The following is a 13,544-nucleotide window of genomic DNA, read 5'->3' on the forward strand; positions in this document are numbered from 1 at the left end:
AATTATTTTATCGGTCCAGCAGCCCATAATTTGAAGGACTACGCCCAACTTTTCTGTAAGCGGCATCCAGATCTGCAATAGCAAAGGCCCCAGCTTGCCCGGCTATGAGAATAAAACAAAAAAAGCGTACCCTTATGAAAGGATACGCACTAGTATTTAATGAAACTAATTGAAGTTACGTCAGGATGCCGAAGAATTTATAGCTTGCTTCCCCGCTCCTGCCCAACCTTCATCCGCATTCTCAAGAACAAGTCAATCACCGGACGCTTGGTCTTGCTGATGACGCCGGTAATCTCTGCGCCGATCTGCAGGAAGAAGAGCATGACGCAGATGACTACGAAAGTAACCCAGTTGGCTTCGTAGAGCGAAGCAGAGGTCTGGATGACTGCCAGGATGCCGAAGAATGCGGCAATGCCGTAGATGATCAGTACTGTCTGGCGATGGCTGAAGCCAAGCTCACGCAGACAGTGATGGAGATGGCCCTTGTCCGGAGCGAAGATCGGCTTCTTCTGCAGCTTGCGCCGGACGATGGCGAAGAACGTATCCGATAACGGAACTCCGATGATAAGGAGTGGTGTAATGAATGAAACCACCGCAATCTGTTTGAAGCCGAGCAGTGCGAGCAGCGCCAGGCAGAAGCCCAGGAACAGCGAGCCCGTATCGCCCATGAAGATTTTGGCAGGATGGAAATTGAAGAACAGGAATCCCAGAATGCTGCCTAGAAGCAGCAGACAGAGCAATGCAACCATGGTGTTACCCATCAGGAAGGCCATGACGGCAATCGTAGCAATTGCGATACCAGATACGCCTGCTGCAAGCCCGTCCAGCCCGTCGATCAGATTCACAGCGTTCGTGACACCGACAATCCAGAAGATCGTCAGAGGGATGGCAATCCAGCTCTCTAGGGAAGAATAGCTATTATGAAAAGGAATATTTACGAAATCAACCGTGATGCCAAACCCGAAAACTACGATACAGGCAGCGGCAATTTGGCCCAGCAGCTTCACTTTGGCTGAAAGCTCAAAACGGTCATCCAGACCGCCGATCAACACAATCAGACCGCCGCCGCATAGCAGCGCCTTAATGAAATTAGTCTCCCGGGGAGTGAAGTCATACGGAATAAACGGCAATACGGCAAGCAGGCCTAACACAAACGCCAGAAATATGCCGAGTCCGCCGAGGCGGGGCATGATCTTCGTATGCACTTTCCGGGCATTTGGCACATCTGTCGCACCGATCTTAATAGCGAATTTCTTCACGAACGGCGTCAAAAGCAGTGCAAGCCCCATGCACACAATGAATCCGGCGATGTATATGATTAACATTTGAAAAGTCGACCTCCATTTCTCTACCGCATTGAATTATACGCTGAACCAAAAGCAAATTCCAATACTGTTTTTAGGCGATACCACGGATTTTTTCAGTAAATTTCCTCATTTTACTGGTCTTTTGTTACTTTATCTTTCTCTCGTACCACTTTTACTGCGAATTTCGGCAGCGCAAGCATTCTTTTGTAACGCGTAGGTTCCTTAAGCAGCCGGTATAACCATTCTGCCCTTAATTTCTGGAAGGCAACAGGAGCACGGCGGCTCTTGCCTGAGATCACATCAAAGCTCCCGCCAACACCCATCATCACCGGAATCTGCAGCCGGGATTTGTACTGGGCAATCCATGGTTCCTGACTGTCCGCCCCTCTGGCAACAAAGAGCAAGTCAGGCTTCGCTTCAAGGATGCCGCCCACAATCTGTTCGTCCTCTGCCGGACCAAAATACCCGTCATGATATCCTGCGATGACAATACCGGGATATCTTGTTTGTAACCGGGAAGCCGTCTCGCGAATCACCTCAGGAGTTGAACCGAGCAAATATACTCTCCAGTTATAGCTTTCGCCTTGGTGCAATAATTCATGTAAAAGATCAAAACCGGCTACACGCTCAGCTACAGGCTCATGGCAATATTCCGCTGCCCATACCACTCCAGTCCCGTCGGGGACAACCAGCTCTGCTGATTTCATAATCTCCATATAAGACGGATTCTCCAGCGCCGCCATAACCATGATCGGATTAGCAGTAATTACCTGATGCGGCTCACGCTTATGAACCGCCTCCGTCAAATAGGAAACCGTGGTCTTCATATCCGCCTTGGATACTCGTATGCCAAAAATGGGTACTGTCGGTAATGCGCTATCTGCTTTCACTTGTCACTCATCCTTTACGGCCGAAATATTGGGCAATTCGCCGGGCAGGCGCCTCAGCCTCTTGGGTCAGCGCGGCAATCAGCGGCTCCCGCTCCTGCTTCCAGCGCTCCCTTGAGCTCAGCAGCTCCAGAAGAACGGCAGCCACCTTGTCTGCCTCCAGTGTATCTGTCTTACCCACCGGCTGACAATCCACCCGCTCAAGAAAATGATCAATCTTCGGATCATAAGAGACGCCCATCATCGGAACACGCTGTCCCGCAGCATAGATAAGGCTGTGCAGCCGCATACCTATAAGCGTTTGGCACTGGCTTACCTCCCACAGCATCTTCAGCGGATGAAGCACATCCTCACGGATCGTTACTGATCCCCCATTATCTTCTATAGCCCGGCCTATCTTCTGCATTACATAGCGGGAAGCCTCATTGTCCGCAGGATGATGGAAGGGCAGAAAGTGTACATGGAGCGGCTGGACCGCAGAAGCCTTCACTAAACCCTCAGCCAAGGTATCAAGTTCTTGGCGGGACTCCTCCCAGAAGCGCACGGAGACACCTATAGTAGCGGGCGAACCTTGCAGGCCGGAGTTGAGTGTTCCAGCTACAGGATCTGCTTCTGCATGTTGTTCTGACTGCATATCCTTAGGCAACTCCAGCCCCATGACCGGGTCGGGTACAACGTCTATATCATCAATGCTAAGCCCCATAGACTGAAGCAGCAGGCGGGACTGTTCATCCCGCACGGAGATATAAGCACATTTCCGGAAAATCGATTTGATCAGCGGATGAAACAGCTTGCGGTTCACCGGGCCGATTCCCTGGGAATAGATAAATGTCGGCTTCCCCATCCACTGGGCCAGCTTGATGATGCCCAGGTAATACGGGATGGTCCTGCTGCTTGTCACATCCTGAAGCAGGCTGCCGCCGCCGCTGATCAGACCCGCACTGTCTGATATAGCTCTCCGCACCTCTCCCAGTTTCATCCGGTGTACGGATTCCACCCCGTACGTGGCAGCCGTCCACTCCGGATCAATGGATAAGACCACAGGCACAAGCGTTACTCCGGCGGCCTGGGAATGCTTGCGCAGAGCATTCAGAATCGACTGCAGAACGGCTTCGTCTCCACTGTTGTGGAAGCCGTAAAAGCCGGAGATTACAATTTTTTGAGCAGAGGTGACCATCGTTTCCAACATCCTTCCACAATATGCCATATCCCTACAGCGATAATACCAATGATCAGGCCCAGTCCCAGACCCAGAAGTCCGCGAACCAGCGAGATCAACACAGGCGAATGAATATGGGCAAAGGTATCCACCATAGACAACTGGCCAATGACTGCAATAATCATGATGAAGGCTGCACTCCGGTATTTATAGGCCAAGAATGCGCCGAGGATAAAGAGTGGATGTGCCAGCAGGAATTCCTTGTTACGGGGTCTGACCCCGACAGTATTCTCCAGGAAGACACGAAGGATTTTCTCCGGTGCACTTACACTTCCGGCATTCCCGGTCCGGCTCAAATAATACATCCCCACGATACCGATTACTCCGGCCGCAATGACCATAGCGAGTGTAATCGGCGTCCGCAGCAGCTTACCGGTCTTGTTAAAGGCAAATTCGCCACGGTACAGAAGGACATACAGTGCAGTAAGCCCGATCGGGGCCAAGTGCAGCAGACTTACACCGCGGAACTGATCCAGCACCAGGGCGTAGGTAATATTATTCAGCAGAGCAATGACGAAAGGCACCGCACTGAATGTGATTAACGCAGTTTTGACATACAGAACGAGACTATGTGTCAGACGGCGGCGAGGGCTCATTACGGCAAAGGTTAACGGATTGGCGCGTAAAGGCGGGCCCATCTCATTAATTTTGCGGATAGCCAGCACTATAGCCAGGGTAGGCGCACTTATTGCTACGGCAAGCGCCAGCGCCTGTTCAAATAATGTCGGCTTCAGAATCAGCAGTCCTGCACTTCCAACCAGTCCAAGCACCCATACAGGCAGAGTAAGCCAAGGAATGAAGTAGGAGAACAGCAGGGCAACCATAGCCACGGCTCCGATCACTGCAATCAGCTTGAAATAACGCTGGAAGGAGGAGTCGGCCACATCAAACGCTGTAGCTTGTCCAAGCTTGAAGCCATTAGACTCAATCTTGGCCACCGCACCCTCAGGTCCGCTGAGACTCTCGATCAGATTATCCAGCGTATCTGTAATGGCAGCCTTCTTGGTGTCTCTAGAGGGGATCGTGTTCAGATAGATCATGCGGATATTGCGGTCTTTCGTACCCAGTGCGAACCGGTCTGCAATCACTTCAGTCTTCAGGCTGGAATCCGCCTCACTGAGTGAATACAGGCGAGTCACGTTGTAGTCCAGCATATAGGCCAGCTTGGAGAAGCCCTTCTGTTGAACTTTAATATTCTCGATAGCTGCAATCCCCATCCCGTGTTGCTTCAGGAGATTAGCGAAGGCTGTCAGACTGGCCGTATCCGCATCATCGGAGTAACCCTTAACCGACTCGCCTTCAAAAAGAATCCGTTTGACGCCAAGCTCGGCGTAACGGTCCAGCAGCTTCTTCACAGCATCCTGATTGTACGCCAGAGAGTCTACAAGCCGGGGCACAATGCTGAAGCCCTTCCCGTGCAGCATTTCCAGCGTAATCGGGTCCGGCTGCAGCGGCTTGAGCGTTGCATTCTCCAGCGGAGTCTCGATGATCAGCCCCTGCTGTCCGCGGTAGTTCCACTCTTCCGTCCGGATGTCCAGACTACTGAAGGCATCGCGGATAACCGGTGAGAGCATTTCACTGTTCTTCGCACTGGTAAAGAGGACATATGTATAGTTCTCATTCTCCGGAATCACAGTATCGGTAAGATTGGCGATATCAGACGCTCCCCAAATCATCAGGCGGCGCGCCTTGCGGAAATCCTCCAATGTATTTTCATAGATAGCCATACTCTGAACACCGGCAGCCTTCAGCCGGTCCAGCTGCTCGTTGATATAATCCTGCGGATTCTCCCGGTAGCTCGCAACCTCCACGAGATCGCGGTAATCAAAGACAAACTCAACCGTTTTGGAAGACTTCTCTGTCTGTAGACGGTCGTATACGACCGGAAGTGCACTGATCAGCCCTATCACCATAATGATCCATAACCACTTGCGTGATGCTATATTCCAGCGTTGCCATTTCTGCTGCACCAAAGTACCTCCTCTTTCACTTTAAAGCTGATTGCCGTACGTCACAGTTGCCGACCCTCTTGCCAGCGGCAAATTTAAGCGGAAACGGAGGTCTGTCCATCTGGAGCAGCTCCGTTTCCGCAGGGAAGTTATATATTGCTTATTATTTCCCGTCTACCCGCGCCATAACCTGACTGGTCAATTCAGCAACCTTGTGCTTAGCGTTGTCCAGGGATTCACCTACCACGGCAAAATACACTTTGATCTTCGGTTCCGTGCCGGAAGGACGCAGACAGAACCATGAGCCGTCCGACAGCAGATATTTCAGCACGTTCTCTTTAGGCAGACCGTCAAGCCCCAGGGAATAGTCCAGCACCTGCGTCACGGAAGCACCTGCGATTTCGTGCGGCGGGCTGGTCCGCCAGTCATTCATAATCCCCTGAATCTGGGCCACTCCATCCTTGCCCTTCAGCGTACGGGACTCCAGGCTCTCCAGGAAGTATCCGAACTGTGCATACAGCTCTTGCAGCACATCGTACAGGGTCTTGCCCTGGGCCTTGTAATAGGCACCCGCTTCAGCGATCAGCATCGCCGCAAGGACTGCATCCTTGTCACGGGCATAGTTGCCGGCGAGGTATCCGTAGCTTTCTTCATATCCGAACAGATACGTATACTCGCCGGACTGCTCGAACTGATTCATCTTCTCCCCGATATATTTGAATCCGGTCAGGGTGTTGAACACCGTAGCGCCATAATGGCTGGCTACAGCAGCGCCCATCTCACTGGTTACAATGGTCTTGACTACAGCGCCGTTAGCCGGCAGCTTCCCTTGTTCCTGTAAACGGCTCAGGTAATAATGAATCATGAGCGCGCCGGACTGATTCCCGGACAGCACTACAAATTTGCCTTCGTTGTCACGAACCACGGCGCCCATACGGTCAGCATCCGGGTCTGTACCGATCAGCAGATCCGCATTCAATTCCTCGCCCAGCTTCATCGCCAGGGTGAAGGCTTCACGTTCCTCCGGATTCGGAGATTTCACGGTAGAGAATTCGGAATCCGGCTGTTCCTGCTCAGGAACTACATGCACCTGAGTGAAGCCGATCTTCTCCAGTACACGGCGGACCGGAAGATTGCCTGTCCCGTGCAGCGGCGTATAGACAATGGAGAAATCCCGGCCCAGCGAAGAAGCAATCTCTTCACCGCTGACACTTACCGCAGCAACCGTATCCGTAAACGCCTCGTCCTCTTCGGCCTCCAGCCAATGGAGCAGGCCTGCGCTCTCTGCAGCCTCCTGAGACATGCGTTTTACCCCATTGAAGGAGTCCACATTCAAAATGTTAGCAATAACCTTCTCTGCTTCATGCGGCACCAGCTGTCCGCCCTGGGCATTGTATACCTTGTATCCGTTGTATTCAGGCGGATTGTGGCTGGCAGTGATTACAATGCCTCCAGATGCCTTCAAATGACGGACGGTAAAGGACAGCTGCGGCGTGGAGCGCAGGGAAGGGAACAAGTGGGTCTCAATTCCGTTGCCGGCGAGTACAAGCGCAGCCTCCAGCGTGAATTCCGGCGAGAAGCGCCGGGAATCGTGGGCAATAACCACCGAGGGTCTGCCTTCTCCCGTATGCTGTCCCAGAATGTAATCAGCGAAGCCCTGAGTAGCCCGGCCGACTGTATAACGGTTCATCCGGTTACTGCCTGCTCCGATGACTCCGCGCAAGCCGCCTGTACCGAATTCAAGATCTCTATAGAATCGTTCTTCCAGTTCCTTCGGTTCACCGGCGAGAGCCTTCAGCTCTTCTTTGGTGTTCTCATCGACAGAAGGGTCCTGCAGCCAGCGTGCCAGGGTCTCCTGCGCCTTCGGGCTTAATCCAGTCATGTCAATCTCTCCTTCTCCATCTATAATGTATAAGTTTATAACAGCAACTAGCTGAGTGCGAACATAATCTCGCCGGACGCTACCGTCTTGCCGTCCACCTTGGCAGTGGCTTGTCCTTTGCCGATGCTGCCTTTAAGCCGGGTAATCTCTACCTCAAGTACAAGGGTATCGCCAGGGACAACCTGTCCACGGAAGCGGAAGCCGTCAAGCCCGGCCAGAAAACCGATTTTGCCCCGGTTAGCTTCTACTCCAAGGATAGCCACAGCACCTACCTGAGCCAAGGCTTCCGTAATCAGCACACCCGGCATCACCGGGAAGCCAGGGAAGTGCCCGGCAAAAAATGGCTCATTTACCGTTACATTTTTGATGCCGACTGCCCGTTTGCCCATTTCTATTTCTGTAATTTTGTCCACCAGCAGAAATGGGGGCCGGTGGGGGATTATTTCTTGAATTTGATTGGTATCCATCATAATTATTAAAGCTCCCTTCGGTTGTAACCGCGTCTATGAACCTCCGCCTACAGCAGCACTTTTGTTTTATTCTCCGCTGCCCTGCATAAATATGGGCAGCTTCGGCAAAAACTATAATTATCCTTCACCACCTGCAGCAGTGGAGGTTAAGATAAGGGGCTTTCTCCACCGCACGCGGCAGCATGGCGGAGAGAGCCCTTTTTGGCGCTCTTAGGGCACGCCATCATTATACATTTTTCAGTATAAAAAAGAAAACTCCCCTGCACAACAAGGGAGCCTCCGATATCGGTATTCCATAGCGTTTCAAGGTGCGAACACCAGATCATATACATGCTTCCAGGTACTCCACAGGAGCACATCACTTAGTTCCTTTTTGCCGAGGATCACATACCCTACGACCAGCCCGCCTCCAAGTGCGGCAACCAGCAGCAATGGAATCAGGAACCACTGGATAATGGTCCAGGCCCTAATCCTGCGCCGCTTGACCGGCTGCTGCTGCTCTTCTTCTGCTTTCTGTGCAGTCTTAACCTTCTCACGACTCATTCCTTCACCTCACGCGCGCATGTTATTAGCCAGGCCCAGCATCTGGTCACTGGAGGACAGCGCCCGGGCAGCAAGCTGATACGTACGCTGAATCTGCATCATCTCCGTCATTTCCCGGCTCAGATCCACGTTAGAGGATTCCAGATAGCCTGAGCGAACGCCTACATCCTTCGCTTCGCCCGCTGCTCTTGGCATGAAAGCCTGCTGCGCGGTCACGCCCTCAGCCAATACATAAAAGTTACCATCCACTGCCTGCAAAGCACTCTTGCTGAGCGGCTCTACAATCATGAGAGACCCGGCCAAGACAGGCGGCTGTTTCTCATCCGTCTTGGTCCACACCTGCCCGCGCTCATCAATAGCAGCACTTACATTAGCCCCTACGGTAAGCGGGGTGCCGTTAGCCCCCAATACAGGATTCCCGGTATTGTCCACAAGAATCATCTTGTCCTTATTAGCGGTATCCGGGGTGAAGTGGAAATTCCCCTGGCGGGTATATGCCGTTTCACCATTCACCTGAACGCCGAACAATCCGTTGCCTTGAAGCGCCAAGTCCGTAGGCTTCCCTGTCTCCTGGAGCGTGCCTTCCTCCCAATTACTTGACACTGTAGGCACACGCACGCCGAAGCCGATATTGAAGCCCAGCGGCATGCTGCGGCCAGTCTGGTCATAATCCTTGGATTGCTGCTGCACACGGGTAAGCACATCCTCGAATGAGCCTTCTTTGCTCTTATAACCATTGGTATTCATATTGGCAATGTTATCCGCTATAATATCCAGCCGCTGCTGCAGACTGGCCATAGAGACAGATGCACCGATTGTCGAGTTGTTCACGGGTCTAACCTCCCACAAGCTTGATAAGAAACTGGCTTACACTGTCAGAACAATGGTCCGTGCAGCTCCGCTATACTCTGCCGACTTCATTCACGGCCTTCTGCAGGCTGCTGTCATAGAACTGGATCACTTTCTGATTCGCTTCATAAGCCCGGTAAGCGGCGTTCATATCCACAGTGACCTGAGTGGCATCCACATTAGAGTTCTCAAGGTAGCCCTGACGGACCTGCAGATTATCAGTTCCATTAGAAAAACGGATATCTGCAGCCTCGGCATCATCAGCGTGGAAGACACCATTACCATCACGCACCAGCTCCTGCGGTCTTGTGATGACACTGATTCCGATCCGGGTGCCTGAAGGCTGCCCCGTAGCATTGTTAATCAGATTTCCCTGCCCGTCCACTTTAAGGTTATCCTGAGGCCCTGTCAATCGTAGCGGATTGCCGTTATTATCGAGCACTCTGAACCCGCCCGAGCTAAGCACTTCCCCTGTAGGTGCGACTGTAAAGCTTCCGTTACGTGTATATAAATTATTGCCTTCATTATCTTGAACCGTAAAGAACGCCTGCGGCCGGTAAGTAACCTCGCCATCCGGACTGATATATTTACCCGAGCCGTCAAAAGCAAGATTTACGCCCGGATTCTCCGGGTCTGGGACCTGCAGATCGGTAGACAGCGCAAAATCTACGCTTTTGCCGGTCTCAATGAGGTCGCCCTGCAGGTATTGGGAGACAGACTGCTCGGCAAAAACACCGGTATTGATCCGTCCGACAGGCTTGGCAGCGCCCCCGTTCATCGCGGTGACCAGCACCTCAGGAAAAGCGTGGCTGACACTGTCGACCTGCTTGTACCCCGTTGTATTCAAATTGACCAAGTTCTGCGTCGCCGTATCATGTCTGCGCTGCTGCGTTACCATTCCTGCTGCGGCTGTATATAATCCTCTGAGCATGAGGTCAGTCCCTTCCTTGAATCTGCTGTTCTCCTTATTATCGGCAGGCTAGAACTTTTTCTTAACCACCTTGTCCAAATGATCCAGCATGATTCCCGTACCCTTGACTACGCAGTGCATCGGGTCCTCAGCCACCCAGACCGGAACATGCAGCTGTTCGGAGAGCAGCTCGTCCAGTCCGTTAAGCAGGGCACCTCCGCCGGTCAATACAACTCCACGGTCAATGATATCTGCCGACAGCTCAGGAGGCGTACGCTCCAGCACTGACTTGGCCGCAGCCACAATCGAAGAGACCGGGTCCCACAGCGCTTCCTTCACCTCGCCGGATGAAATAGTAAGGGTCTGGGGAAGTCCGCTCACCATATCACGTCCGCGGATATCCATCTCTGCCTTCATCCCGCCCGGACGTACCGAGCCGATAGTCACTTTGATATCCTCCGCTGTGCGTTCACCGATCAGGAGCTTATATTTCTGTTTAATATATCTTAAAATGGCATCGTCGAACTTGTCCCCCGCGATTTTGATGGAAGAGGCGGTAACGACGTCGCCCATGGACAATACGGCTACATCCGTCGTTCCGCCGCCAATATCGACGACCATATTTCCGCTAGGCTGATAAATGTCCATACCTGCGCCAATGGCTGCAGCTTTGGGCTCTTCCTCCATGAAAACCTCTTTGGCCCCGCTGCGCTCTGCCGCCTCACGGATGGACTTCGTTTCCACAGAAGTAATATTGGTGGGAGCACAAATCAAAATACGGGGCCGCGAATACCAGGTCCGGCCGCCAACGCTGTCAATAAAGTATTTGAGCATCATTTCCGTAATGGCAAAGTCGGCGATTACACCGTCACGGAGCGGACGAATCGTCGTTATATTTCCAGGTGTCCGCCCGACCATCCGGCGTGCCTGTTCACCAACCGCAAGGACCCGCTTCGTATCACTTTCAAGTGTGACCACGGAAGGTTCATCCAGAACGACTCCCCTTCCCTTGACATGAATGAGCACGTTGGCTGTGCCGAGATCGATTCCGATATCCTTGCTAAGCATAATGAAAGAGCCCCCAAAGTGTTATTTTAAATGAGAAAAGAAGATTGTACCAAATTTAAAAATACCATACTTTAGGGGGTGAGTACAATGGACTAAACCTGAATTATGGCGCGAAAATCCGAAAATCTTATGGCTTTGAGGCTACGGCAACCTCACGCTTCTTACCTGTGGTTTTCTTATATTTAATTTTTGTGGCTTCTCCCCCCCGAAGATGACGGATGGACTTGTGATATTCGAGAATGTGCTTCACCTGATCAGCCAGATCCGGATTGATTTCCGGCAGCCGTTCGGTTAGATCTTTATGCACCGTGCTTTTTGAAACGCCAAATTCCTTGGCTATGGTCCGGACCGTGTGCCTGGTTTCCACGATGCAGCGTCCGATTTTAATGGTACGTTCCTTGATGTAATCGTGCACGCTCCCGCCTCCCAACTGTGAATAGTTTGGTACATTATATGAGGGGCGGGCCTATATATTCGCGCTTTCAGGACATGACAAGCTCAGGAAGGCTCATTTTATTTGTCGGACAACCCAATTCACTGCATTTCACTGCCCCATTTCCAGAATAGAACCTGCCGGACTGTCCATTTCAGGTCAAGAATACCAGTTAGCCCGTCCTTACAAATTCATAAAAAAACAGGAGGCTTCCGCCCCCTGCTGATCATTCGGCTTAGCGCTGCGGAAGCAGATCCGAAGGATTCACAATCTTGCCGTCCTCATGCACTTCAAAATGCACATGGTTGCCAAGACCCTTCTCCATCTCATTGCGCCCCGCTGCCCCCAGCATATCGCCCTGCTTCACTTCGTCGCCCTGCTTCACTTTGGTTTCACCCAGACTCTGATAGACCGTCTTCAGCTCGCCGGGAGAGGTAATCTCGATTACCTTGCCCAGTACAGCAACATCTTCCACTCTGGTAACTTCACCGCTGAGCGCCGCCTTCACATCAAACGTCTTGTTGTCCTCACGGGCAATATCAATTCCGGTATTGGTGACAAAGGTATTGTTGTACTGCACCATCGCCGCAATATGATTCTCTTCCGTGCCGTTCTCATCGTAGTAAGGTTTGACCACTTCCACTTCACTCGGGCTGGCTACCGGCCAGACCAGACTTTCGGCGGATGCGACAACTTCCAGAGCTTCGGGATCACCGCTGGCAGCTCCTGTCTTGCTGCCGGCCTCACCTTGGGATACTACCGCGGCGTTGTCAGGATTCAGCGGCTTCTGGCCGGCATCCTGATAGACCCACACCAAGGTTAGTATAAGTGCCGCTGCCGCCGTGTAGACTGCTGGGAATACCCACCGTTTGGATAACAGTCTGCTCCATGAAGAAGGCTTGGCGCCTGAATCTCCCTGCTTGTTTTTGAGAGATTCATCATGGGTTGATTTGATTTTGTCTTGTTCATTCATATGGTTATCACCTCAGTAACCAGTGTTACCGGGCGCTTCGCTTTTATACGTATCTTGCAGATTATTTTTTCAGGAGAGTTGAGATTCCGGTAAAAGAGACCCCGCTGTAGTAGTGTTTGAGAATCTGTGTGGCCGTCTTTCCCTGCTTCGCCATTCCGTTCGCCCCCCACTGGCTCATGCCGACACCATGCCCGTTACCATACGTGGTGATCAGTACCTTCCCCGCTTGGCGCTTCCAAGTGAACTGGCTCGAGCGCAGCCCCAGCTTCTCTCTCACTTCCCGCCCGGTAAACACCTTTCCTCCGATAGAGATCTGTTTGATCCGGTGGCCGGCTGTAAGCGACAGTACCTCCGCTGGCAAGCTGGTGGAGGATTGAGAGGAGACCGGCATTGCCTTGCCCGAAGCTCCCAGACTGGCAGACACCGGAAGGTCCTTGGTCCCAAGGCCCAGCTTGCTGCGCAGCTCCGAATTACTGAAGGTGTAGGTTACCGCCAGGTTCGGGGTGATCCGCAGCTCCCACGGGCTGGCTACACTGCGCAGGTAGGGGACCGCAGCGTTCCAGTACTCCTCGGAGTTCTCGGTATACCCTCCGCTGGAGGCGAAGAAGGAAGCCGTGATCGGCTGCCCCTGATAGGTCATGATCGTCCCACGCGTCTCCAGGGCCGCGCGGCGGATCTTCGCCAGTCCGGCGCGCTTGCTGCCGGACGCCCAGTCCCGTTCCAGCACGGCCTTCGATACGTAAGCCTGATGGCTTACCGTATCGCTCACATCTGCTTCGGGAACGGGTACCCCGCTATGGTCGCCGGCGGCCAGACGGCGGGCAATGAACGTGCGGGCCGCTACGGCCTGCGCCTTGAGCGCTTCGAGCTCAAATTCGGCCGGCATCTCGGCCGCCAGTACGCCGCTGACGTATTCCTCCAGCGGCAAGGTCTCGATTTGTCCGCTCCGCGACAAATAGACGGAGACCTCCGGCTGCGGCGCCTCTGCGGCAGCCGGTGCCGGCGGCGCCGGAGAGGCCGTGGCCTGCGGCACGGCCGGGGGCGCCGGCGGCTG

General features: G+C 53.0%; 13 protein-coding genes. All 13 read right to left on the reverse strand.

All coding sequences use genetic code 11. The annotated features are described in order from the left end of the window. Positions 1–197 precede the first annotated feature (197 nt). Complete coding sequence (locus tag C162_RS25725; RefSeq protein WP_036699250.1) at positions 198–1,325, reverse strand: glycosyltransferase family 4 protein; 1,128 nt, start codon at positions 1,323–1,325, stop codon at positions 198–200. A gap of 113 nt (positions 1,326–1,438) precedes the next feature. Further along, positions 1,439–2,197: a WecB/TagA/CpsF family glycosyltransferase gene (locus tag C162_RS25730; protein WP_036699251.1), complete on the reverse strand. Its 759-nt coding sequence runs from the start codon at positions 2,195–2,197 to the stop codon at positions 1,439–1,441. Positions 2,198–2,204: 7 nt separating this feature from the next. Continuing rightward, positions 2,205–3,371 carry a polysaccharide pyruvyl transferase CsaB gene (csaB, locus tag C162_RS25735; RefSeq protein ID WP_036699253.1) on the reverse strand — a complete coding sequence of 389 codons (1,167 nt, stop codon included), beginning with the start codon at positions 3,369–3,371 and terminating at the stop codon, positions 2,205–2,207. Beyond that, positions 3,344–5,383: a DUF5693 family protein gene (locus tag C162_RS25740; protein ID WP_036699254.1), complete on the reverse strand. Its 2,040-nt coding sequence runs from the start codon at positions 5,381–5,383 to the stop codon at positions 3,344–3,346. The genes csaB and C162_RS25740 overlap by 28 nt, the downstream gene beginning before the upstream one ends. Positions 5,384–5,525: 142 nt before the next feature. Further along, a complete protein-coding gene (locus C162_RS25745; RefSeq protein ID WP_036699256.1) occupies positions 5,526–7,244 on the reverse strand; it encodes a phospho-sugar mutase in 1,719 nt (572 codons plus the stop codon). Between the two features lie 47 nt (positions 7,245–7,291). Beyond that, positions 7,292–7,714, reverse strand: coding sequence for a 3-hydroxyacyl-ACP dehydratase FabZ (fabZ, locus tag C162_RS25750; protein ID WP_036699258.1), 423 nt, complete (start codon positions 7,712–7,714; stop codon positions 7,292–7,294). 303 nt (positions 7,715–8,017) lie between these two features. Beyond that, positions 8,018–8,257: a DNA-directed RNA polymerase subunit beta gene (locus C162_RS25755; RefSeq protein WP_036699259.1), complete on the reverse strand. Its 240-nt coding sequence runs from the start codon at positions 8,255–8,257 to the stop codon at positions 8,018–8,020. Positions 8,258–8,266: 9 nt separating this feature from the next. Further along, on the reverse strand, positions 8,267–9,088 hold the full coding sequence (locus C162_RS25760; RefSeq protein WP_036699261.1) for a flagellar hook-basal body protein: 822 nt from the start codon (positions 9,086–9,088) through the stop codon (positions 8,267–8,269). Positions 9,089–9,158: 70 nt separating this feature from the next. Then, positions 9,159–10,037, reverse strand: coding sequence for a flagellar hook-basal body protein (locus tag C162_RS25765; protein ID WP_036699263.1), 879 nt, complete (start codon positions 10,035–10,037; stop codon positions 9,159–9,161). 48 nt (positions 10,038–10,085) lie between these two features. Next, positions 10,086–11,084: a rod shape-determining protein MreB gene (gene mreB, locus C162_RS25770; protein ID WP_036699265.1), complete on the reverse strand. Its 999-nt coding sequence runs from the start codon at positions 11,082–11,084 to the stop codon at positions 10,086–10,088. Between the two features lie 127 nt (positions 11,085–11,211). Continuing rightward, positions 11,212–11,499, reverse strand: a complete 288-nt coding sequence (gene spoIIID / locus C162_RS25775) for a sporulation transcriptional regulator SpoIIID (RefSeq protein WP_019915029.1) — start codon at positions 11,497–11,499, stop codon at positions 11,212–11,214. A gap of 253 nt (positions 11,500–11,752) precedes the next feature. After that, complete coding sequence (locus C162_RS25780; RefSeq protein ID WP_036699267.1) at positions 11,753–12,490, reverse strand: M23 family metallopeptidase; 738 nt, start codon at positions 12,488–12,490, stop codon at positions 11,753–11,755. Between the two features lie 61 nt (positions 12,491–12,551). Continuing rightward, positions 12,552–13,544: stage II sporulation protein D (spoIID, locus tag C162_RS25785; protein ID WP_036699272.1), on the reverse strand; the 993-nt coding region annotated here is incomplete at its 5' end.

The sequence above is a fragment of the Paenibacillus sp. FSL R7-269 genome, assembly GCF_000517865.1.
Taxonomy (GTDB): domain Bacteria; phylum Bacillota; class Bacilli; order Paenibacillales; family Paenibacillaceae; genus Paenibacillus_AQ.

Coding starts and splice junctions, on each gene's coding strand:
- C162_RS25725 (WP_036699250.1), bottom strand. CDS start 1,325: ATGTTAATCATATACATCGCCGGATTCATTGTGTGCATGGGGCTTGCA.
- csaB (WP_036699253.1), bottom strand. CDS start 3,371: ATGGTCACCTCTGCTCAAAAAATTGTAATCTCCGGCTTTTACGGCTTC.
- C162_RS25745 (WP_036699256.1), bottom strand. CDS start 7,244: ATGACTGGATTAAGCCCGAAGGCGCAGGAGACCCTGGCACGCTGGCTG.
- fabZ (WP_036699258.1), bottom strand. CDS start 7,714: ATGATGGATACCAATCAAATTCAAGAAATAATCCCCCACCGGCCCCCA.
- C162_RS25755 (WP_036699259.1), bottom strand. CDS start 8,257: ATGAGTCGTGAGAAGGTTAAGACTGCACAGAAAGCAGAAGAAGAGCAG.
- C162_RS25765 (WP_036699263.1), bottom strand. CDS start 10,037: ATGCTCAGAGGATTATATACAGCCGCAGCAGGAATGGTAACGCAGCAG.
- mreB (WP_036699265.1), bottom strand. CDS start 11,084: ATGCTTAGCAAGGATATCGGAATCGATCTCGGCACAGCCAACGTGCTC.
- C162_RS25780 (WP_036699267.1), bottom strand. CDS start 12,490: ATGAATGAACAAGACAAAATCAAATCAACCCATGATGAATCTCTCAAA.